Source organism: Streptomyces sp. NBC_00859 (genome assembly GCF_045161865.1).
Taxonomy (GTDB): domain Bacteria; phylum Actinomycetota; class Actinomycetes; order Streptomycetales; family Streptomycetaceae; genus Streptomyces.
In genome coordinates, this window is the sequence record NZ_CP108826.1 from 694,615 (window position 1) to 717,961 (window position 23,347).

Annotated in this window: 10 protein-coding genes (1 of these 10 cut by a window edge); 3 read left to right on the plus strand and 7 right to left on the minus strand. The window is 67.6% G+C overall.

Translation table 11 applies throughout. The annotated features are described in order from the left end of the window. A protein-coding gene (locus OG584_RS02860) for a non-ribosomal peptide synthase/polyketide synthase (protein ID WP_405774633.1) crosses the window boundary here: on the minus strand, nt 1–1,245 show its beginning. It extends 17,865 nt beyond the left edge of the window; 1,245 of the gene's 19,110 nt are visible here — the first part of the coding sequence; it begins with the start codon at nt 1,243–1,245; its stop codon lies off the left edge, out of view. Beyond that, complete coding sequence (locus tag OG584_RS02865) at nt 1,245–14,144, minus strand: amino acid adenylation domain-containing protein (protein ID WP_405774635.1); 12,900 nt, start codon at nt 14,142–14,144, stop codon at nt 1,245–1,247. The genes OG584_RS02860 and OG584_RS02865 overlap by 1 nt, the downstream gene beginning before the upstream one ends. 401 nt (nt 14,145–14,545) lie before the next feature. On the opposite strand from OG584_RS02865, the gene OG584_RS02870 reads away from it, so the two are divergent. After that, the gene (locus tag OG584_RS02870) at nt 14,546–15,736 is read left to right on the plus strand and encodes a cytochrome P450 (RefSeq protein WP_405774637.1); all 1,191 of its coding nucleotides are present in this window, start codon (nt 14,546–14,548) and stop codon (nt 15,734–15,736) included. Nucleotides 15,737–15,799: 63 nt separating this feature from the next. On the opposite strand, the gene OG584_RS02875 is transcribed toward OG584_RS02870, so the two are convergent. From OG584_RS02875 to OG584_RS02885, 3 genes are read right to left on the minus strand one after another with little or no spacing between them, the layout of a single operon-like run. Then, the gene (locus OG584_RS02875; RefSeq protein ID WP_405774639.1) at nt 15,800–16,771 is read right to left on the minus strand and encodes a TauD/TfdA family dioxygenase; all 972 of its coding nucleotides are present in this window, start codon (nt 16,769–16,771) and stop codon (nt 15,800–15,802) included. A 19-nt stretch (nt 16,772–16,790) separates the two neighbouring features. Beyond that, complete coding sequence (locus OG584_RS02880) at nt 16,791–18,479, minus strand: GH3 auxin-responsive promoter family protein (RefSeq protein ID WP_405774641.1); 1,689 nt, start codon at nt 18,477–18,479, stop codon at nt 16,791–16,793. Beyond that, nucleotides 18,476–18,799, minus strand: coding sequence for a DUF6182 family protein (locus OG584_RS02885; RefSeq protein WP_405774643.1), 324 nt, complete (start codon nt 18,797–18,799; stop codon nt 18,476–18,478). The genes OG584_RS02880 and OG584_RS02885 overlap by 4 nt, the downstream gene beginning before the upstream one ends. A 471-nt stretch (nt 18,800–19,270) precedes the next feature. Here OG584_RS02885 and OG584_RS02890 point away from each other — a divergent pair, with 471 nt between their 5' ends. Further along, the gene (locus tag OG584_RS02890) at nt 19,271–20,071 is read left to right on the plus strand and encodes an alpha/beta fold hydrolase (RefSeq protein ID WP_405774645.1); all 801 of its coding nucleotides are present in this window, start codon (nt 19,271–19,273) and stop codon (nt 20,069–20,071) included. A gap of 33 nt (nt 20,072–20,104) precedes the next feature. Next, nucleotides 20,105–20,749 (plus strand): GNAT family N-acetyltransferase, encoded by a 645-nt coding sequence (locus OG584_RS02895; RefSeq protein WP_405774647.1) that lies wholly within the window; start codon nt 20,105–20,107, stop codon nt 20,747–20,749. A gap of 616 nt (nt 20,750–21,365) precedes the next feature. Here the strand turns inward: OG584_RS02895 and OG584_RS02900 are convergent. Both OG584_RS02900 and OG584_RS02905 read right to left on the minus strand, forming a co-directional pair. Beyond that, nucleotides 21,366–22,052: a response regulator gene (locus OG584_RS02900; protein ID WP_405774649.1), complete on the minus strand. Its 687-nt coding sequence runs from the start codon at nt 22,050–22,052 to the stop codon at nt 21,366–21,368. Continuing rightward, nucleotides 22,049–23,308, minus strand: a complete 1,260-nt coding sequence (locus tag OG584_RS02905; protein ID WP_405774651.1) for a sensor histidine kinase — start codon at nt 23,306–23,308, stop codon at nt 22,049–22,051. Before OG584_RS02905 ends, OG584_RS02900 begins: the two co-directional genes overlap by 4 nt. Nucleotides 23,309–23,347: the final 39 nt, after the last annotated feature.

Genomic DNA, 23,347 nt, shown 5'->3' on the forward strand with positions numbered 1-23,347 from the left:
GACGGACTCAGGGTCGAACAGGTCGGCGGCGGCGACGACCGTGCCCGTCAGGCCGCCCGGGACACCGTGGCCGTCGAACGTCTCGCCGATGCCGATCTCCAGGTCGAACTTGGCGGCGCTCTGACTGGTCGCCACGGGCTCGGCGTGGACGCCTGGAAGCCGCAGGGCCGCCTCACCGGTGTTCTGCAGCATCAGCATGACCTGGAACAGCGGGTGCCGAGACAGGGAGCGGGTCGGGGCAAGTTCTTCGACGAGCTTCTCAAACGGCACGTCCTGGTGCTCGAACGCTGCCAGGCCGGCTTCCTGGACGCGGGCGACAAGTTCGCGGAACGTGGGGTCGCCCGACAGGTCGGTGCGCACCACGAGGGTGCTGACGAAAAAGCCGATCAGGTCGTCGAGCGCCTCGTCGCCCCGTCCTGCGTTGACGGTGCCGATCGGAATGTCGGTGCCGGCGCCCAGCCGGGAGAGTGTCACCGCCAGGGCGGCCTGGAGCACGGTGAAGAGCGTGACGCCCTCGGCGAGCGCGACGTCGGCGAGACGCGTGTGCACCCGGGCGGGCAGTGTGAAGGGAACGGTGCGGCCGTCGTGGCTCAGTACAGCCGGGCGCGTCCGGTCGTACGGCAGGTCCAGTTCCTCCGGAATGTCTGCAAGCGACTGGCGCCAGTAGGCGACCTGCCGGGAGAACAAGCTGTCGGGGTCGCTCGTGTCGCCGAGCAGTTCGCGCTGCCACAGGGTGTAGTCCGCGTACTGCACGGCCAGCGGCTCCCACCGCGGTGCCTCACCCTCAATGCGCGCCGCGTAGGCCGAGGACAGGTCGCGGGCCAGGGGCCCCATCGACCAGCCGTCGCCGGCGATGTGGTGAACGACCATGACGAGCGTGTGTTCCCCGGGTGCGGTCGTGAACAGCCAGGCCTTGACAGGAATGTCGGTAGTGAGGTCGAAGACGTGGCCGACGCAAGTGTTGATCTTCTCATCCAACGCGGCCGGGGTGATGTCGGCCGTCTCCAAGTGCCAGTCCAGGCCGGCCGTGGGGAGGACCTGTTGGTAGGGTTCGCCCGCCGTGACGCCGTAGCGGGTACGCAGGATCTCGTGGCGGCCGATCACATCCCGCAGCGCGGCGTCCAGGGCGTCGCGGTCCACCGCTCCGGTCAGGCGCTGTGCAACACGAATGTTGTACACCGCGTTCGGGCCCTCCAACTGGGACAAGAACCACAGCCGACGCTGCGCGAATGACAACGGAATCATCAGGAATCCTCCTGGGTACGCATCGGCCGCAGCGCGGGCCTAGCAGAGCTCACATTTCCAAGCTGACTTATGAGGCCGGACACGGTCCGCGCCGTGAGGAGTACCCGCAGGGGCACCTCGAGGCCGAGCACCGTCCGCAGACGGCTGGTGAGGCGGGCGGCGAGCAGGGAGTGCCCACCGAGTGCGAAGAAGTCGTCGTCGATGCCGACTTCGGGGAGGCCGAGCACTTCGGCGAACGCCGTACACAGGGCTTTTTCCCGCTGTGTGGTGGGCGTCCGGCCGGTGCTCGCCGTGGGCAGGGCATCGGGCAGTGCCTGGTGGTTCACCTTGCCGTTGGCCGTCAGCGGCAAGGCATCGAGCACGACGAGTGAGGAAGGGACCATGTACTCGGGCAGCTTGTTTTGGGCGAACTTCCTTACCTCTTCCGCCAGTTCAGCTCCCCGTGTTCCGTCGTCCGGGACGATGTAGCCCACCAGCCGCTTGCCGCCTGCGTCGTCCTTGCGCGCCACGACGGCGGCCTGGGTCACGTCGGCGTGCGCAGCAAGGACGGACTGCACCTCACCCAACTCGATACGGAAACCGCGGATTTTGACCTGGTCGTCGACGCGGCTGGCGAACATCAGCCGGCCGTCGGCGGTCCAGCTCACCCGATCCCCCGTGCGGTACAGGCGCTCGCCCGCCCCGTCGAAGGGCGAGGCGACGAAGCGTTCCGCGGTCAGGGCGGGACGGCCCACGTAAGCGCGGGCGAGCCCGGCTCCCGCGATGTAGAGCTCGCCGTCGACTCCGACCGGTACCGGGCTGAGGGTGTTATCGAGCACGTATACCCGGGAGTTAGTGATCGGGGAGCCGATGCCGGGCTTGTGTTCGTCTTCGCACAACGCGTCCGACATCGTCGCGCACACGGTGGTCTCGGTCGGGCCGTAGGCGTTGACGAAGCGACGGCCGCTCGACCAGCGGGCTACGAGTTCCTTGCCGAGGGCCTCCCCGGCCGAGACCAGTGTGGTGACCGCAGCGAGATCCCCGGGCTCCAGTACGGACAGGACGGCGGGCGGCAGCGTGGCGTGGGTGACGCCGTGCCGGGCCACGAGCTCGGCGAGCCCACCGCCCGGCAGCAAGGTCTCGGCAGGGGCTACCACCAGGCGGGCGCCCGAGCACAGCGCCATGACCAGCTCCCAGGTCGCCGCGTCGAAACCGGGTGAGGCGAACTGCAGCACTCGGCTCTCTGCACCGACCTCGAACCGCTCGATCTGTGCGGTCACCAGGCTGGCGACGCCGGTATGTGGAACGACCACCCCCTTGGGGGCGCCCGTGGAACCGGAGGTGAAGATCATGTACGCGGCGTGGTCCGGCCGCAGATTGACGCCCCGTTCCGCGTCGCTCACCTCGTTGCCTGCCTGAGTCTCGATCTCCGCAGCCAGCAGCGGTTCGTCGAGTACGAACACGGGTGTCGCGGTGTCGCCCGGTATCACCGGCGCGCACAGCACCGAGGTCAAGACGGCCACCGCACCCGACTCCTTGAGCATGAACGCGATGCGTTCCGCCGGGTACTGCGGGTCGATGGGAAGGTAAGCGCCGCCCGCCTTGAGTACGCCGAGCAGAGTGACGATCAGTTCGATGCCGCGCTCGCGAACGACGGCGACCACCGACTCAGGCCCCACGTCTCTGCCGATCAGGAACCTGGCGAGCCGGTTGGCTCGCGCGTCCAGCTCCGCATACGTCAGTTCGGCGTCGTCGGATGCAACGGCTACCGCGTCCGGCGTCTGCCCCACGCGGGCGGCGAACAGCGCGGGTACGGTCGCCGGTGCCACGTCCGCCGTGGTGTTGTTCCACTCGTCCAGCACCCGGCGGCGTTCGACCACGTCGAGCACCTGAACCGCGCGCAGCGGCACTTCCGCGCCGCCGTCCAGGGCGCTCTCCGCCGCGCCCACCAGTTCTTCGATGGCGGTCCTGGCGAGGGCTGCGACCGTATGCGGATCGACGGGGGCGACGGCGTCGACGATCAGCTCTAGGCTGTTCCCGTCGTCGTCGACGAGGAGAGCCAGCGGGTAGTTGGTGCGCTCTCGCGTGAACAACAGTTTGGTGCCGGGCAGTGAGGTCTTCCACCGCTCGTCCAAATCCTCGCCGATGCTGCGCCGGTAGTTAAGGCAGGCGGTGAACAGCGGGGCGTCGCCCTCCAGATCGGCTGCCCGCTGTGCCACCACAAGTGGTGCGTGCTCGTGCTCCAGGAGGCGGGCTAGCTGGCCGCGCATCGCGGTGATGGCGCCGAGCACACCGTGCTGGGCGGTGGGCACGCGTACCGGCAGGGTGTTGATGAACGGGCCGGGCACCCGGTCAGCGCCTACGCCCGCGTTCATGCGGCCGAACAGGACGGTGCCGAACACCACGTCGTCCCGTCCGCTGACCGCCGCGAGGACCCGGGCCCAGGCGACGTGCAGAACGGTCGCCGCACTCACCCCGGTTCGCCGCGCCACATCGCGCAGCCGTCCGGTCAGTTCCGGGTCGGCTACCAGGCGTGCCCGCGCCAGGGTGGCGCCGTCGCCGCGCGCGTCCACCAGACCGAAGGGCGCCGTGGGCTCGGTGATGTCGCCGAGCAGGTCGGCGAAGTAGCGTTCGTGCTCGGCACGGTCGACCCCACCGCGTGCCTGGGCGACGAAGTTACGGAACGGCAGCGGCTCGGGAAGGTCCTCCCCCCGCCCGTCGAGAAACGCCGTCACCTCCTCCAGGAGCACCTCGAGGGCCGTACCGTCGCGCACCATGTGGTGGGCGCGGATCAGGGCGAGCCAGCGCGCCGGGTCGGTACCGGGCACCGCGGCGATGTGCAGGTCGAGCAGGGGCGCCCGGCTCAGGTCCATGCGGGCGCCACCGGCTGCGACGAGTCCGGTGACCGGATCGGCGCTGCTCGGATCGAGGACTACCTCCGTGACGGGCAGTGCGGTAAAGCGCCACACCACCTGCACCGGCTCGCGCAGACCTTCCCAAACGTAGGAAGTGCGGTAGATGTCGTGGCGGTCCACCACCCGCTGGAGTGCCTCGACGAATGCATCGAGCCGCGCCCGGGAGTCGAACTCCAGGACGGCCGGCATCACGTATGCGTCGTCGCCGCCGTCGGCGAGCAGGTGGTGGAAGAGCAGGCCTTCCTGGAGCGGAGCGAGCGGGTAGATGTCCTTCACATTGGGCGCACCGCCCTCGACGGTCGCGACGATCTGCTGTATCTCGTTGGCGGTGAGTTCAACCAGCGGCAGCATGGCGGGCGTGATCTCCGAGGCGCCAACCGGGATCAGGTTCTCCGGAACGACGACCTGTTCCGTCCCGGCGGACGCCGCGAGGCTTGCCGCGGTGGGGTTGTCGAACAGGGCGCGCACCGACACCGAAACGTTGTGCTTGCGCAGTATCTCGACCAGGCGTACCGCCACCAGCGAGTGGCCACCGAGTTCGAAGAAGTCGTCGTCCACGCCGACTTCGGGCAGGTCTAGGACCTCAGCGAAGGCGGTGCACAGAATTTCTTCGCGCACGTTGGCCGGGGCTCTGCCCGCACCTGCGACTGCCGCGAAGTCCGGGGCGGGAAGTGCCTTACGGTCGAGCTTTCCGTTGCCGGTCAGCGGCAGGGCGTCGAGGATCACGACCGCGGACGGCACCATGTGCTCCGGCAGCCGCTGTCCAGCGAACTCACGTACGGATGCCGGTAGATGGTCACGCGGCTCGTCGATGTCCGTCGGAACGGCGTACGCCACGAGCCGCTTGTCGCCCGGGACGTCCTCGCGGGCGATGACCACCGCCTGGGCGACCTGCGGGTGTGCGCCGACCACGCCCTGTACTTCGCCGGGTTCGATACGGAAGCCGCGGATCTTGACCTGGTCATCGGCCCGGCCCAGGAAGACCACCTGACCATCCGCCGTCCACTTCGCCCGGTCACCCGTGCGATACATCCGCCGACCCGACTCGAACGGGTTCGCCACAAACCGCTCCGCCGTCAGGCCGACTCGTCGGATGTACCCGCGTGCCAGCCCCGCACCCGCGACATACAGGTCCGCGACCACCCCGGCCGGCACCGGCTGAAGGAAGGTGTCCAGCACATAGAGACGGGTGTTGGCGATCGGGGTGCCGACCGGCACCACACCGGCGGCTGTCTGCTCGGCAGTCAGCCGGGTGGTCGCCACCCCGATCGTAGTCTCGGTCGGCCCGTAATGGTTGTAGACCTCCCGCTCACCGGCCACCGCGAGCAGCTCCCGCAGCCATGCCGGCGACGGAGCCTCACCACCCAGAACCAGTGACCCTGCCGGCAGCACAGCATCGAAACCACCGGCGGCGGAGAGCGCCGCCAGGTGCGAGGGCACAGCCTTGAAGTGGTCGATACGGTGCTCGGCAAGATACGCCGCAACAGCCTGCGGGTCGGTGACCGCACCCTCATCCAGAATGTGCAGCTCACCGCCGGTGGCGAGACTGGCGAACACCACCGTGTTCCCCAGATCCGTTGCCTGCGCCTGGAGCAGCGCGTACCGCGCGCCAGGCTTCCCAAAACCCACCCGGCCGGGGACGGAAGCCACATAGTTGGCCAGACCCCCGTGCGTCACCGCCACACCCTTGGGCTGACCCGTCGAACCCGACGTATAGATCACATACGCCAACGACTGCGCTTCAACACGGGTACCCGGGCGCTCTGTTGGGAGACCAGCCAGCTGCATCTGCACGAACGTGCCGTCGAGGGCAACCAGACGCGAACGCCCCGCCGGCAGATCATCCAAAAACTCCTCGGCAGTCAGCACCAGCGCGGCCCGGCTGTCCCGCAGCATGAACGCAACCCGCTCCGTCGGCTGCGCCGGATCGATCGGCAGATAACCCGCACCCGCCTTCCACACCCCCACAATCGCCGCGATCATGTCCACACCACGCGGCAGACACAACCCCACCAGGGATTCGGCACCCACACCCTGACCAATCAGATAATGCGCAATCCGGTTCGCCCGCACCTCCAACTCCGCAAACGACACCTCAACGCCCTCAGCGACAATCGCGACGGCATTCGGCGTACGGAGAGCCTGTGTCTCGAAGCGTTCGTGCATGAAGGCAGGTTCGACATCGGTGGCCGTGTCGTTCCATCCAACCAGCACCCGGCAACGCTCGGTTTCAGCCATCACGTCGATCGAGCGGAGCAGTAGGTCCGGTTCGCCGTCAAGTGCAGCCTCCAACGCGGCCACCAAGTTCTCCGTGGCTGTACGGACGGCGACACCGACCGCGTGGGAGTCGATGGGCGCGACGGAGTCCACCGCCACCTCGGTGCTGTCCCCGTAGTCGTCGATCAGGACGACCAGGGGGTAGTTAGTGCGTTCGCGCACCAGGAGCAGCCGCACGCCGTCCATGCCCTCATCGACGGCACGGCCGAGGTTGCGTCGGTAATTGAGGAAGGACGTGAACAGGGGGGTGTCGCCGGTGACTCCGCTGGCGCGCTGGGCGACGGCGAGCGGTGCGTGCTCGTGCTCGAGGAGTTCGGCAAGCTGACCGCGCATCGCGGAAACCGCCGCGAGCGCGCCCGATTCGTCGGTCCGCAGGCGTACCGGCAGGGTGTTCATAAACGGGCCGGCCACTCGGTCGGCTCCGGCGCCCGCGTTGAGCCGCCCGTACAGAACCGACCCGAAGACCACGTCCTCGCGTCCGCTGACGGCAGCCAGGACCCGCGCCCAGGCGACGTGCAGGACAGTCGCAGTGCTGGTGCCCATGCGCCGCGCCACGGCGCGCAGACGTGTGTCCAATTCCGGGGAGAACGGGACGACTTCGTGGGCCGTGTCGGCACCGTCGCCGCGCACGTCCGCCAGGCCGTAAGGGGCGGTGGGCTCGGTGACATCACCGAGCAGTTCGGCGAAGTACCGCTCGTGCTCCGAGCGGGCGGTCCCGCCACGCACCTGGGCGACGAAGTCCCGGAATGGGAGCGGTTCGGGCAGCTCCTCGCCATGCCCCGCCAGGATCGCTTCGACCTCGTCGAGGACAACCTGCAGCGCCGTATGGTCGCGGACCGTGTGGTGCATACGTACGAGAACCAGCCACCGGTCGCTGCCAGGGTCGGCGGCGACGTGGGTGCCGACAAGCGGCGCCTGGCCCAGGTCCATGTACGCGCCACCCACGGCGACCAATTCGGCCACCGGATCGGTGCCGTGGGGGTCGAGAGCGACCTCCTCCACCGAGAGGGTGCCCCGGCGCCACACGACCTGGACCGGCTCGGGCAAGCCCTCCCACACGAACGCGGTGCGATAGATGTCGTGGCGGTCCACCACCCGCTGAAGTGCGTCCGTGAAGGCATCCGCTCGCTCCCGTACATAGAACTCGAGAACCGCTCGCATCACGTATGCGTCGTCGCCGCCGTCGGCGAGCAGGTGGTGGAAGAGCAGGCCTTCCTGGAGCGGAGCGAGCGGGTAGATGTCCTTCACATTGGGCGCACCGCCCTCGACGGTCGCGACGATCTGCTGTATCTCGTCGGCGGTGAGTTCAACCAGCGGCAGCATGGCGGGCGTGATCTCCGAGGCGCCAACCGGGATCAGATTCTCCGGAACGACGACCTGCTTGGCCCCAGCGGAGGCGGCCAGGCCGACAACTGTCGGAGTATCGAACAGGGCACGCACGGAGACGGAAACGTTCTGCCCGCGGAGGATTTCGATGAGGCGTACGGCCATGAGGGAGTGGCCGCCGAGCCGGAAGAAGTCGTCGTCGACGCCGACCTGGTCGAGGCCCAGGACTTCGGCGAAGGCCGCGCACAGAATCTCTTCGCGGATATTCGCCGGACCGCGCCCCGCACCGGCCAGCCCACCGAAGTCCGGGGCGGGCAGTGCCTTGCGGTCCAGCTTCCCGTTCACACTCAGCGGCAGACTGTCCAGGGTCACGATCGCGGACGGAACCATGTAGGCGGGCAGCCGATCACCGACGAACTCAGCGATACGCAAGGAGAGTTCGGCCGGGTCTGTTTTCTCGGCCGGGACCACGTAGGCGACCAGGCGTTTATCGCCCGGGGTGTCCTCCCGGGCGATGATCGCGGCCTGGGCAACCTGCGGATGGGCGGCCACCACGGCCTGGACCTCGCCCGGTTCGATACGGAAACCACGGATTTTGACCTGCTCATCCGCCCGGCCCAGATACTCCAACTGGCCACCTTGCGACCACCGCACCACATCACCTGTGCGATACAGACGACCGCCCGTGGTGGAGAACGGGTCGGCGACGAACCGTTCCGCCGTCAGGCCCGGACGGCCCGCGTATCCCCGGGCCAGCTGAACACCCGCAAGATAAAGCTCACCCGCAACACCCACAGGAACCGGCTGCAAACCCGCGTCCAGCACATACGTCCGCGTATTGGCAACCGGAGCCCCAATCGGCACCGACCCACCCCCCGGCACACACTCCCAGGCAGTGACATCCACCGACGCCTCCGTCGGCCCATACAAATTGTGCAGCTCCACCCCCGGCAACACCGCAAAGAACGACTGCTGCACCGCCGGCGACAACGCCTCACCAGAACACACCACCCGCCGCAGAGAACCACACTCCCCCACCGACGGCCCCGCCAGAAACGCCTCCAGCATCGACGGCACAAAATGCACCGTCGACACACCCTCACCACTAATCAACGACGCAAGATACTCCGGATCCTTGTGCCCACCCGGCTTCGCCACCACCAACACCGCACCCACCAGCAACGGCCAGAAAAACTCCCACACCGACACATCAAAACCAAACGGCGTCTTCTGCAACACCCGCTCACCCGCCGACAACCCAAACCGGTCCTGCATCCACCCCAAACGATTCACAATCCCCGCATGCGACACCACCACACCCTTGGGCCGACCCGACGAACCCGACGTGAAAATCACATACGCCGGACTCTCGGCCCACACCACACACTCATCACCCGACAACCCACCACCCGCAATACCCGAAACATCCACCTCATCGAGCACCACACCATCCACACGCCCCGGCAACAAACCCACCAACCCGGAAACCGTGACCACCACAGCAGCACCCGCCGACTCCAGCACATAAGCAACCCGCTCAACCGGATACTCCGGATCCACCGGCAAATACGCACCACCCGCCTTCACCACCGCAAGCAACGCCACCACCAACTCAACACCACGCTCCAAACACACCCCCACCACCGACTCCACACCCACACCCCGCGCAATCAGAACCCGGGCCAACCGATTCGAACGCACATCCAACTCCGCAAACGACACCACCTCACCCTCAAACACCACCGCCACCGCATCCGGCGTCCGCGCCACCTGCTCCGCAAACAACCCCGGCAACGTCCCCGACACCACACCCACACCCGTGTCATTCCAATCCACCACCACCCGCCCACGCTCACCAGCAGAAAGGACATCAACAGCACTCAGGGGCAGGTCGGGTCCACCGTCTAGGGCGGATTCCAGTGCGTGGACGAGGTGTTCGAGAGCAGTGCGCACCTGCTCGGCCACGGCGGCGGAGTCGATGGGGGCGATCGCGTCAACGGACAGTCCGACCTCGTTTCCGTTGTCGTCGACGAGGAGTGCGAGGGGGTAGTTGGAGAGCTCGCGTGCGAACAGCAGGCGCGTGCCCTCCATGGCAGCGTCCCAACTCGTTTCGGCGTCCAGGCCGGCGTTGTGCCGGTAGTTGAGGAAGGACGTGAACAGGGGGGTGTCGCCGGTGGCTCCACTGGCGCGCTGGGCGACGGCGAGCGGTGCGTGCTCGTGTTCGAGGAGTTCGGCAAGCTGGCCGCGCATCGCGGAAACGGCGGCGAGGACACCGAGTTCGCCGGTGCGGGCGCGCACGGGAAGCATGTTCATGAAGGGGCCGGGCACGCGGTCGGCGCCCGAGCCGGCGTTCATGCGGCCGAGCAGGACGGTGCCGAAGACCACGTCCTCGCGGCCGCTCACCGCCGCAAGGACCCGCGCCCAGGCGACGTGCAGGACGGTCGCGGTGCTGACGCCTGCGCGGCGCGCGGCTGCGCGGAGCCGTACGGTCAGCTCCTGCTGCAGTGGAAGTAGTTCGAGGACAGCGTGCGAGCCGTCGCCGCGCACGTCCGCCAGGCCGTAAGGGGCGGTGGGCTCGGTGACATCACCGAGCAGATCGGCGAAGTACCGCTCGTGCCCGCTGCGGTCCATCGTGCCGTGCGCCTGTGCGACGAAGTTGCGGAACGGTAGGGGCTCGGGCAGTTCTTCCCCCCGGTCTGCGAGAAACGCCTGCACCTCGTCGAGGACGATTTGGAGGGCGGTGTGGTCGCGGACCGTGTGGTGGATGCGCAGGAGCACGAGCCAGCGGTCGCTGCCGGGGTCGGCCGCCACGTGCAGGTCCAGCAGTGGGGCCTGCCCCAGGTCCATGCGCGCGCCGCCGGCGGTGACGAGGGCGGCGACCGGGTCGGCGCTGAGTGCGTCAAGGACCACATCCGTGACGGGCAGGGTGGCGTGGCGCCACACGACCTGGACCGGCTCGAGGAGGCCTTCCCAGGCCAGGGACGTGCGGAAGATGTCGTGGCGGTCCACCACCCGCTGCAGTGCGTCCGCAAAGGCATCGATGCGTACGTGTGCGTCGAACTCGAAGACGGCCTGCATCACGTATGCGTCGTCGCCGCCGTCGGCGAGCAGGTGGTGGAAGAGCAGGCCTTCCTGGAGCGGAGCGAGCGGGTAGATGTCCTTCACATTGGGCGCACCGCCCTCGACGGTCGCGACGATCTGCTGTATCTCGTCGGCGGTGAGTTCAACCAGCGGCAGCATGGCGGGCGTGATCTCCGAGGCGCCAACCGGGATCAGATTCTCCGGAACGACGATTTCTTCGGCGCCCGCGGAAAGCGCCACCGCGGATGGCGTAGGAGCGTCGAAGAGGGACCTCATTGAGATCGAGACGCCTTGTCCGCGGAGGATTTCGATGAGGCGTACGGCCATGAGGGAGTGGCCGCCGAGCCGGAAGAAGTCGTCGTCGACGCCGACCTGGTCGAGGCCCAGGACTTCGGCGAAGGCCGCGCACAGAATCTCTTCGCGGATATTTGCCGGACCGCGCCCCGCACCGGCCAGCCCACCGAAGTCCGGGGCGGGCAGTGCCTTGCGGTCCAGCTTCCCGTTCACACTCAGCGGCAGACTGTCCAGGGTCACGATCGCGGACGGAACCATGTACTCGGGCAGCCGCTGGGCGGCGAACTCCTGGATGGATTCCTCGAGTCGGCTGCTGTGCGCGGCGGTCGGGACGATGTAGGCGACCAGGCGCCTATCCCCGGGCACGTCGTCGCGGGCGATGATCGCGGCCTGGGCAACCTGCGGATGGGCGGCCACCACGGCCTGGACCTCGCCCGGTTCGATACGGAAACCACGGATTTTGACCTGCTCATCCGCCCGGCCCAGATACTCCAACTGGCCACCTTGCGACCACCGCACCACATCACCTGTGCGATACAGACGACCGCCCGTGGTGGAGAACGGGTCGGCGACGAACCGTTCCGCCGTCAGGCCCGGACGGCCCGCGTATCCCCGGGCCAGCTGAACACCCGCAAGATAAAGCTCACCCGCAACACCCACAGGAACCGGCTGCAAACCCGCGTCCAGCACATACGTCCGCGTATTGGCAACCGGAGCCCCAATCGGCACCGACCCACCCCCCGGCACACACTCCCAGGCAGTGACATCCACCGACGCCTCCGTCGGCCCATACAAATTGTGCAGCTCCACCCCCGGCAACACCGCAAAGAACGACTGCTGCACCGCCGGCGACAACGCCTCACCAGAACACACCACCCGCCGCAGAGAACCACACTCCCCCACCGACGGCCCCGCCAGAAACGCCTCCAGCATCGACGGCACAAAATGCACCGTCGACACACCCTCACCACTAATCAACGACGCAAGATACTCCGGATCCTTGTGCCCACCCGGCTTCGCCACCACCAACACCGCACCCACCAGCAACGGCCAGAAAAACTCCCACACCGACACATCAAAACCAAACGGCGTCTTCTGCAACACCCGCTCACCCGCCGACAACCCAAACCGGTCCTGCATCCACCCCAAACGATTCACAATCCCCGCATGCGACACCACCACACCCTTGGGCCGACCCGACGAACCCGACGTGAAAATCACATACGCCGGACTCTCGGCCCACACCACACACTCATCACCCGACAACCCACCACCCGCAATACCCGAAACATCCACCTCATCGAGCACCACACCATCCACACGCCCCGGCAACAAACCCACCAACCCGGAAACCGTGACCACCACAGCAGCACCCGCCGACTCCAGCACATAAGCAACCCGCTCAACCGGATACTCCGGATCCACCGGCAAATACGCACCACCCGCCTTCACCACCGCAAGCAACGCCACCACCAACTCAACACCACGCTCCAAACACACCCCCACCACCGACTCCACACCCACACCCCGCGCAATCAGAACCCGGGCCAACCGATTCGAACGCACATCCAACTCCGCAAACGACACCACCTCACCCTCAAACACCACCGCCACCGCATCCGGCGTCCGCGCCACCTGCTCCGCAAACAACCCCGGCAACGTCCCCGACACCACACCCACACCCGTGTCATTCCAATCCACCACCACCCGCCCACGCTCACCAGCAGAAAGGAGGTCTGCTTGGGCAACGAGGGCGTCGGGGGCGGCGGCCGCCAGCCAATTCGCCACGCTCAGGTAGTGGCGGGACACCGCTGCTATTTCTGCGAGGTCATGGACGTCGGGGTTGGCATCGACGTTGATCTGCATGCCGTCGCGGGCGTAGATGTCGATGCGGAGGTCGTCAACGGGGCCGGTCGACAGGTTGTGGGTGATGGTGGGGCAGTCACCGAAGCGCAGGTCGTAGTCGAAGGCCATCACATTGATGTGCAGCCCGCACAGGTCGCCGTCGACGATGTTGAGGTCGTTCAGCATGTCCTTGTAGCGGTACTGCTGGTGGCGCATTCCTTCACGTATCGCACTGGAGGTCTGACGGATGACCTGCTCAACGGTGGTCTCGGGACCGATGCTCAGGCGCAGCGGCAGGATGTTCGAGGTCATTCCGGGGACACCGAGGGTTCGCTTGTCCGGGCGTGCCCGTACGGGCAGGCCGACGGTGATCTCGCGCTCGCCGGTGACACGGTGCTCGTAGATGGCGGCGGCGGCGATCATCAGTCCGGGGAAGCTGGTAACGAGGCGGCGTGCACCTGCTTTGAGCAGGTCGGCCGCCGTGCTGGCCACGCCGTCGGTGTGTCGCAGCGGAGCGTGTTGGGCACGGCGGGACTTGTGTGCGTCGGTGCCGCGCACGGCGGGGTGGTCGGAGAGCCGGTCGAGCCAGTACTGCCGGTCGGCTTCGTACTGCGCCGATGTGCGGTAGGCCCGGTGGGCATCGTGGAGTACCGAGAACGGCTCGGGGGCGCCCTGCGAGGGGTCTCGGTCTTCCAGCAGCGCGCGGTAGATGTCAGCAGCCCGCTGGGCCAGGACGAAGCCGCTCTGTCCGTCGAAGATCAGGTGATGGGGGCGTACATACCAGTAGTGGAGCTCTTCTTCGACTTTGATGATCGCGTTGTTGAACAGCGGTCCGCCGTCGAGTTCGGCCGGGCGCTCGAGGTCGGCCTCCATCCAGGCCCGGGCGGCGGCATGAGGGTGGGCTTGGGCACTGACGTCGATGATCTGGACGGGATAGTCGTCGGCATCGTGCAGGTACTGCATCGGGGTTCCGTCGATGACGCGCATACGCAGACGCACGGTCTCGATCTCACGGACGCGGAGGCCGGCAGCCTGGACCAGCAGGTCGTGGTCGATCCTTCCGTGGATCTCGATGTACTCCGAGAGGAAGAAGGACCGGTTTTGGGGGGCGAGTTTCTGTGCGTACCAGATGCCGAGCTGCCCGCCCATCAATTCGCAAAGGCCACCCTCGTTCTTGGTCATGCCCGCGCACTCCAATCGTTTGACTAGTCGACCGGAACAGCACGGGATGCCTCAACCGGGGCATGCTCACGGCCGCCCAGCTCCTCTTGCACAAAGCTGTGACCCGAAAATTTCCACACTCAATAAAGCACCTGAAGCGGCGGCCAACTATGGCCCACCTTCACACGGTGATCAATGCGCATTCGGCAGCGTTCAACCGCGCAAGTACGGCAGTTGGACGGTTACGGCACAGGTTCCCTGGACGGTCTTGACACGCCGCGATGGCGCCTGGGACGGTGAATGACACCTATAGCCAGAGCGCGGATCGGATGATGGATCCAGTAAATTCCGGACTTAATCCCGGTCGTGTCACGCGTCGTCGCAACGTTCCTAATCATCCATATATTTTGTGAGGCACCCATATGCCTGAGCCAGCGCCGCACATCGACCTGACGGATCCCGAACTCTATTCCCATGGCGATCCGTTTGCGCAGTGGAAATGGCTGCGCGCGAATGATCCGGTGCACTGGCACGAGCCGGCCGAGCTGCCAGGTTTCTGGTCGCTGACCCGCTACCACGACATCCGCACGGCGTACCGGGACGCGGATACGTTCAGTTCGGCGCAGGGCATTCTGCTGCGGCCGACCGAGCACGGCGCGGACCCGGGCGGCGGTCGCACGCTGGCGCTGACGGACGCGCCACGGCACAAGCAGCTGCGGGGGCTGGTCGACGGCTGGTTCGCGGTGCGGTCTGTGCGCGCGCTGGAGTCGGAGATGCAGGGCATCGCCCGGGGTGTGGTGAACACCGCGTTGGAGCGGGGAAATTGTGACTTCGTTGCGGATGTCGCGGCGCGGATTCCACTCTATGTGATCTGTAAGATGATGGGGGTGCCGGAGTCTGACTGGGAGTATCTGTACGACCTGACGAGCCAGGCGTTCGCGGCCGGCGACCCGCCCACGCGCCGCTTTGCGCACCTCAACATCCTCGGGTACTTCGAAACACTCCAGGCGGAGAAGGCAGAGGACCCGGGCGATGACCTGGTGAGCGCGCTGGCAACGGCAGAGGTTGAGGGAGAACGGCTGAGCCCTGACGACATCATCCTCAACTGCGACAACCTGCTGGTCGGTGGCACCGAGAACACCCGTATCGCGGCCGCCGGCGGCATGCTGGCACTTCTCGAACGCCCTGAGCAGTGGCAGGCGGTGCGCGATGACCGCGGGCTACTGGCGTCCACGGTCGAGGAGGTGCTGCGCTGGACTTCGACGGCTACGCACATCATGCGGACGGCGGTGCGGCCGACGGAGATCCACGGACAGCGGATCGAGGCGGGTGACAAGGTGGTGCTCTGGCTGCCTTCAGCCAACCGCGACGAATCGGTCTTCACTGATCCCGGGGTCTTCGACGTGCGTCGCACCCCCAATCGCCATCTGGCCCTGGGCTTTGGTGAGCACTTCTGCCTGGGCAGTATGTTGGCTAAGGTCGAATTGCGCCTGCTGTACGGTGAGTTGCTGAGTCGGGGTGTGCACATCGAACTGGACGGCCAGCCGAAGCTGCTGGACTCGATCGTGGTCAACGGCCCGGAAGCCATGCCGGTGCGCATCAAGTCCGCGTGAACGGCACGTGGATGGGGCGCCCGCCGTGCTGGTGGGCGCCCCATCCGTGTGACCGGGGGTGGCTCAGTCGGACATGGCGACCAGCACTCTGCGATCCCCGGTGAAGGGGCGTCGACCGTGCCCCACCGCGACATTGTCGATGACCATCAGGTCGCCCTGCTGCCAATCGACATCGACGGCCATCTCCAGGCCCCGGTCGTGGATATGGAGGATGTATGCGTCGGGGATGGGGCTGCCGTCCGCGAAGGTGACGGACTGGGGCAGTTCTTCGCGCGGAAGGATCTGCGCGAGTTCTCGCGCGGTCTCGTCGCCGAGGGCGGCCGGGTGAAAGTGGTCGGCCTGGTTGAACCACACCGCAGTGCCCGTTATGGGATGCGTGTACGTGGCCGGACGGATCGGGCTGATCATCCGCAGTCCGCCGTCGGGGGTCCAGTTCCAGTCGAACGTGCCGGACTCCAGGAAGGCTTCGACCGTTTTCCTGTCATCCGTCTCAAAGGTCTCGCGCCAACTGCGGCCGAGCCCGAAGCCGTCGTGCAGGTTCTGGGTATAGCGGATGCCGGCGGCAAAGGCCTCGCGGACCTCGGCATCGAGAGACTCCATCCACAGCCCGCCGTCCACGACCGGTGTGGCCCCGCCGGAGCCGGGGGTGGTGGCACAGTAGAAGAAGAGCCGCTCCGGCCAGTGGTGGCTGTAGGACAGCTCGTTGTGCATGGCGATGGTCATGTGCGGCGGGTATTCGGTGGAGGTGTACAGATTCCCGCCGAGCTGGGTGCGCGGCGAGGTGCCGTGCATATAGCCGAGCCGGTTGGGCAGCAGCAGGGCGCTCACTGTCGCGACATCCTGTTCGGCCACCGCGAAGCCGCGGAAGACCACGGCCTTGGCCCGGGCCAGCAGCTCGCCGAAGTCGCCCAGGGCAGCAAGGCGTTCTCGTATGCCGTCGGCGCCGGTGGCCCCGGCGGGGCGTATCTCCCGTGGCTTCCAGTTCCGCAGGTCGTTCGTGGGGATCGTGTCGCCGGTGGTGCTCAGGTCGGTCATGGTGCAGACTCCTCGACTGCTAGCTGGTTATCCGTGCCCAGGCGGCATCGTCGTGCTGGAACACCTGGTCCTTGATCTCGGGCGGCCGCATCCCGGATGCCAGCCGTCGGTGCCAGTGCTCGGTGAACGTGGCGGCGGACACCACGACGACGCGCGCCGGGCCGAGCGCGCCCATAGACCGGGCGTGCCGGTAGGTGCGACTGACGCGGCCCAACTCCTTGTCCACCAGGTCCTGGAAACGGAGCAGCATGGTCAGGGGTAGCGGTTCCCGCGTGGCGACGGCCAGCGTGTAGTGGGGCTGCAGAGAGTCGCGCTGTTCGATGCGGCAGGTCACGTTGACGATGTCGACGCGAGCGCTGCGGGTGGCCTCGCGCAGTGCGCGCACGATGTGCAGTTCGCGCAGGCGCTCGCCGGCGATGTCGCGGAGCGTGTCGCGCCCGGCGTATTCGACGCGGGGCACATCGTGGACCTGGTCGACGACGTGCACGATGTCGCCCAAGGCGTAGCGGTACAGCCCTCCGTGGTGCGAGAGCACGACATGGTAGTCGTGTCCCGCCTCGAGCTCGTCGTAGAGCAGAGTGGGGCTGTCGGGGGCCACGTCCATGTCTGCGTCGACGAACTCGTACAGCGCGCAGGAGACGGCCAGCGGGCCTGCGGTGGGGTGGGCGTCGAAGGGGACGCCGACGGGCCCCTCGGAGGCTGCGGTGGGTGCGGGAAGCACCGCGACGTTGGATCCGTACGCTTGGGTCAGCCGGGGCAAATAGAGGGCGGCCGCACCCCCGGTCCAGCAGTACAGGAGCCGCATGTGGGGCCAGATCGCCGCCGGTGTGGGCCTGCCGTGGGGCAGGGCGGCCACGCGGCGCTCCAGCTCGGCGGCGCGCGCGGGATTCGGGATCCCGCCCCGGCGTGTCAGGTACGTGCCGTCGCGAATGTCCCTGAGGAGGGCGGGCCACCATTGCGCGAGCAACTCCGGCAGCATCGCGAGCATCGTCGGGTTGCGGCCGATCACGGATCGCACATCGTGCTCAGCGGCCATGCGTACACGGACATACAGCTGGTCGAGGTGGGCGTCGTCGGCCAACGGCACGGGGAGCTCCGCCCAGGGGGCGCGCGAGCCCGGTTCCTCCAGGCGCACACCGAATCCACCAAGCAGGTCCGCCTGGCCGGGGGCGAGACTGGGCCGGCCAGAAGGGCTGCTGGCGGGGTACGCGAGGCGATCGTGGTGCAGGTTGAGCGATGCGGCGCCGCGTGCGAAGGCTTCGGGGTGGTACAGGGCCGGCACGCCCATCGCCGCCTGGAGGGAGGGCAGATATCCCCGTCTGAGGAAAGTTTCCGTGACAGGAATGCGCTTGCGGTCGCCGGTGGAGCCGCTGGTGGTGCACAGGATGCGGGGCTCTTCCGGCGTGAGGACGCGCCGCTCTCCGGCGGCGGACCGGTCCAGCCATGACGCGTAGTCGGGTTGCGTGCGCACGGGGACGGCCGAGCGGTAGTCGTCGATGGTGCGAATGCTGCCGAAACCGTGTTCGCGGCCGAAGGCGGTATCCGCGTTGTCGGCGAGCAGTTCGCCCAGGATGCGCCGTTGACACGCCGCGGCGTGCAAGTGTGTGGCCGTCAACTGCTGCTTGGTGTCGATGAACCGGCGGCGGTAGGCGGCTTCACTGTCGGGTGTGGCGTCGGTGGGGCGGGCCCAGGCCTCGCTCATGGTCATGGCTGCTCCTTGACGGCCCGCCGTGGGGGTTCGCCGGCACGACAGGCGTATGCGCGTAGCCTTCCGGTCCGCGAACGATCCTGATGTGTCCTCACATATACGGCGTCGGCGGAGTGTCCGGTGCTGTGCGCGGCGTGCTGCACGGTGACCTTGCCCGGGGCGATGGCCCCAGCCCGCCGGGGTCCGGCGCGTGCATGATTCAGCTGGGCCAGATACTGCGAGATCGGTGCGATCGGCACGGGAGCGAACAGAACGCGCCGTACGGGCTCGGCGGCGGTCGGCTGGCGCAGGGGCACATCGTCCTCCGTCGGATGCGTCATGCGAGCGGTCCGTGCTCCCGGCTCCCGACCGGACGGGGGGCGGGCGGAAGCCGGGAGTTCCGAGGCTGGAACCCCGGCTTCGGCCACGTCGTCGGATGAGCCGACGGCAGGGCCGGACGGCCACTATGCCCCCGCTGTACGCGGCCGGGTCAACGCTGGGCCGCTGATCGTTCAACTGCGCGCACGCCCCGGTTGGACAGGACTGACACACCGCCTCGGGTGCTCAACTGAGCTTCTTGATGGGCCGGTTGGGGCGGTGTCATGGTGGGGCCCGGAAGGGTCGTCGGCCGCGGTCCGGTGTCGACTGCCCCATGCGTCGCATGCGTGACCGGCCTGGCCCGATGGCCGCCCTGGACGCCCACGGTGGTCCGTGACGTATGTGTCACGGTCCGCCCGCTTGCCTTGCCACGATTTCGCCGATGACGACCTGGAGGCCCTCTTGCACCCCAAGACTGCTACCGAGGGCACGCCATGCCCTATATGACGTCGAACGGCATCCGGCTGTCGTACCAGCGCCTGGGCCAGGGCGACCCGGTGCTCCTCATCATGGGCTCGGGCGCTGCCGGGCATGTCTGGACCACACATCAGACGCCGGCTCTGCACGCCGCCGGTTACGAGACCGTCATCTTCGACAATCGGGGTATCGGCGCCTCCGACGCTCCGCCTGGCATGTATTCGCTGGCCGAGATGGTCGCCGACACCAAGGGGCTGATCGAGTCACTGGAGCTCGGGCCGTGCCGCGTCGTCGGCACCTCCATGGGGGCGATGATCGCGCAGGAGCTGGCGAGCCAGTTCCCGCACCTGGTGCGCTCGGCCGTGCTGATTGCCACGCGGGCACGCTCCGATGCGACGCGACGTGCGCTGACGGAAGCCGACCGCGCGCTGCGGGAGAGCGGCGTCCAACTGCCGCCGAAGTATGAGGCCATGCGCACCGTCTTGGAGATGCTCTCCCCCGCGACCCTCAACAACGACACTGCCGCGAAGAGCTGGCTGGAGATCTTCGAGCTCACCGGAGGCGGCAGGGGCGGTGAGGGGCAGGCGGGCGTGGACCGGGCGGGTGACCGTCGCGAGGTGCTGCGCTCGATCACTGTGCCGTGCCGCACGATCGCGTTCTCCGACGACTTGATCTGTCCGCCGCACCTGGTGGTGGAGGTGGCGGACGCCATTCCCGGCTGCGACCACGTGGAGATCCCTTCCTGCGGGCACCTGGGAAATCTGGAGCGGCCCGACGAGGTCAACGCGGCGATCGTCGAGTTCCTCGACAAACACTGACACCCGCTTTTCCCTCTCACCTAAGGCCTCTCTGTGGAACAGACTGAGTTCATTGATTCGGGCGCTGCGGCGAAGATCGTGCAGCAGGGCGTCACCACCTGGACGCTGCGGATGTCGTCGCCCGGCCAGCTGCGGCCGGTCCGCTCAAACACCCCGATGCGGGTGGAGCGCTCGCAGGTGCCGTCGATCGATTTAAGTCGTGCCCTGTACGCCGCTGTCGGCTCCCACGTCTGCTGGACGGACCGGTTCGCCTGGAGCCACGAGACGTGGGAGGCGTGGGTCCAGCGCGAGTCCATGGGCACCTGGATCGCTACCGTCCACGGCACGGTTGCCGGGTTCTTCGAGCTGGAGGCCCAGCCGGGCGGGGCCGTGGAGATCGTGCTGTTCGGGCTCCTGCCGCAGTTCTACGGCCAAGGCCTGGGCGGCGCGTTGCTGACGGCCTGCGTCGAGCAGGCCTGGCGCGGCGGAATCGACTGGGGAGGTCCGCACGCCACGCCGGCCTCCCACGTCTTTCTGCGCACGAGCACACTGGACCACCGTCATGCCGTGCGCAACTACCTTGCGCGCGGGTTCGAGACAGCCGAAGCCGAGACCTCCAACAAGCGGATCCCCGATCCGCGCATGGCTCCTTGGCCGCTACCGCGTGATCCGCGGCAGGTTTCCGCAAGTGACCGGTAGGTCGGACGCCTCCGCGTGACCCCACGTCCGACGCCGGACACCGATGGAACCTGATCAATATTTTCGCAGCTCGGCGGGCACTTCAGGTCAGGGCTGTCCGCATGCCTTGTCCACGCGGGTCGGCGCTGTTCCAGCTGTGCCAGGCCCGGCTGTGCCTGGACGCGCCGGCGTGCACACTGCGTCGCCTCCCGCTCACTTGTGGCACTGCAGCCCCGGTTCTGCCAGCCCGCTTCTACGGCCAGCGCCCGGCAGGGCTGGCGGCCTCAGCCGGTTTTGTGGGTGCTGGCCGGGCCGGCGTACCGCGAAAAGGCTGCCATCGTGCGCGAGGACGCCCAGTCGCCGCCTCGGCTGCTCCTCCGGCAGCTGCCTCGGCGAGGTCTGCACCCAGCTCTTTTACGAGCGCACCGCCCACACACTGCTCGACGGCATCGACGCCCGGCAGCTCTACCAGCAGGGCACGGGCCCCGATGAGGCGCAGAATCTGGTTGGCGAGGAGGCCGTCAGAGTGTTTGGCGGATATGGGGAAGGAGTGGGCGGCGCCCCGGATCACGACCTGTGTGCATCGATTTGACCCTCACCCTTTCGGCTGGCGATCAGGGTGGCCGCTGCTTCCCGTCTACCCCCGCGGCGCAGACGGGAAGGGGGGCCGGCCGGTACTCGCCACCAGGTGCGTCTCGTACGCAATGATGACCAAGTGAACCCGGTCACGGGCTCCGAGCTTGGCCAGCAGTCGGGACACGTAGGTTTTTGCAGTGGCCATGCTGATGTGCATCTGGTGCGCAAGTTCGGTGTTGGACAGGCCCTGCCCCACCAGGACGAGCACTTCGCGTTCCCGGTCGGTCAGGCCATCGAGTACGGGGGGCGGCGGGCCGGCCTCGGGACGCTGCGCGAACTCGCTGATCAGCCGACGCGTAACCGTCGGAGCGATCAGTCCGTCCCCCGCAGCGACGATACGAACGGCGCCCAAGATCTCCTCCAGCGCCATGTCCTTGACCAGGAAGCCGCATGCCCCGGCGCGCAGCGCCCCGTAGACGTGGTCGTCCTCGTCGAACGTGGTGAGGACGATGACCTTCGGGCCGTCGCCGCGTTCCGTGATGCGACGGGTCGCCTCGATGCCGTCCATCACTGGCATCCGGATATCCATCACCATGACATCCGGCCGCTCATCCGCGGCCAACTGGACTGCTTCTTCGCCATTCGCTGCGTGGCCGACTACCTCCAGGTCTTCGGTCTCGGCGATCACCATCTCCAGGGCGACGCGGATGAGGGGCTGGTCGTCGACGAGTGCGACACGGACGGTCATCGTGCTCCTGTCGGGGCAGGCTGCGGCCTGGACGGCGCCAGCGCAGGCGGAATCGGGAGGCGGGCGGTGACCCGGAAGCCGCCTTCGGGGCGGGGCAGGGCGCTGAACTCGCCGTGCAGGAGGGTCACACGCTCGCGCATTCCGGTAAGGCCGAAACCGGTGCCCTGCGTGTTACCGGTACCCGAGCCCTGGTCGGTGACCGTGATGGCGAGGTCCCTGGCGCGGTAGTCGACGCTCACCTCGCAGGTGTCTGTGTGCGCGTGGCGTACCACGTTGGTGACGGATTCCTGGATGATACGGAAGGCCGAGAGATCAATCTCGGGGGGCAGTGGGCGCTGTTCGCCCCGCCACTGCACCGTGACGTTCACCCCAGCTGCGGTGGTCTCCGCCGCGAGCCGCTCGATGTCGGTAAGTCCCGATGCGGGCGCCAACAGGGGGCCCATCCGGCCGTTCCCGTCATGGCCATGCTCGTCGGGCGTCTCCCGGAGGGCGACCAGCATGCGCCGCAGTCCGGCCAGGGTGTCGCGGCCCGCACTCTCCACGGCCAGCATCGCCTGGCGGGCGCTCTCCGGCTGCGTGCCGAGCACTCGCGCAGCAGCACCGGCTTGCAGCGCGACGATGCCGATCTTGTGGGCCACCATGTCATGCAACTCCCGTGCGATGCGCAGGCGTTCGGCTGCTACCGCGCGTGCCGCGATCTGCACAGCGAACTGAGCCCGTAGTTCTTCGGCGTAGGACCGCGACTGGTGAACCGAGTGGCCGATGAGCCACGCTACGACAACGGTCACCGCGACGTAGGGCTCCGAGGGCGTCCCGCTCTCCGCACCGCCCGCCAGGCGAACCGTCAGGAAAGCGGCCAGGACGGCCAGTGCCACCCCCGCGAACGGAAGTGAGGCGCGGCGCGACCGGGTGGCGGCCAGGTGGCCGACCGCCACATCGACGGCGAGGAACTGTAGAGGGGAAAGCTCACATTGCCGCCATGCCAGGGCGAAGACCCCCGTGCCGAAGAGCAGTATCGCCAGCCCCGCCCACGGGCGGCGTGTGAGCAGGGCGCAGGCGGTCAGGGCGAGTACCAGGGACAAGGACAGAGACAGCTGGCTCCACCCGTTGTCCATGACCTCGCGTTCCGAGCCGGACTGGTCGGCGCGGCCCTGGCTGTGCCAGATGATCGGGTAGAGAGCTGCGATGCACCAGACGGCGCCGGCCCAGACGCCTGCCGGCACCTGCCTGAGGAGTGTGTGGCGGGGGGTGGCCATGAATGAATCGTAGCGACACGGTTCCGGGCGGTGATCGGA

Bases quoted from the DNA above. Each gene is read 5' to 3' on its own strand.
- OG584_RS02865 (WP_405774635.1), bottom strand. From the start codon at position 14,144: ATGACCAAGAACGAGGGTGGCCTTTGCGAATTGATGGGCGGGCAGCTC.
- OG584_RS02875 (WP_405774639.1), bottom strand. From the start codon at position 16,771: ATGACCGACCTGAGCACCACCGGCGACACGATCCCCACGAACGACCTG.
- OG584_RS02900 (WP_405774649.1), bottom strand. From the start codon at position 22,052: ATGACCGTCCGTGTCGCACTCGTCGACGACCAGCCCCTCATCCGCGTC.
- OG584_RS02890 (WP_405774645.1), top strand. From the start codon at position 19,271: ATGCCCTATATGACGTCGAACGGCATCCGGCTGTCGTACCAGCGCCTG.
- OG584_RS02870 (WP_405774637.1), top strand. From the start codon at position 14,546: ATGCCTGAGCCAGCGCCGCACATCGACCTGACGGATCCCGAACTCTAT.
- OG584_RS02885 (WP_405774643.1), bottom strand. From the start codon at position 18,799: ATGACGCATCCGACGGAGGACGATGTGCCCCTGCGCCAGCCGACCGCC.
- OG584_RS02905 (WP_405774651.1), bottom strand. From the start codon at position 23,308: ATGGCCACCCCCCGCCACACACTCCTCAGGCAGGTGCCGGCAGGCGTC.
- OG584_RS02880 (WP_405774641.1), bottom strand. From the start codon at position 18,479: ATGACCATGAGCGAGGCCTGGGCCCGCCCCACCGACGCCACACCCGAC.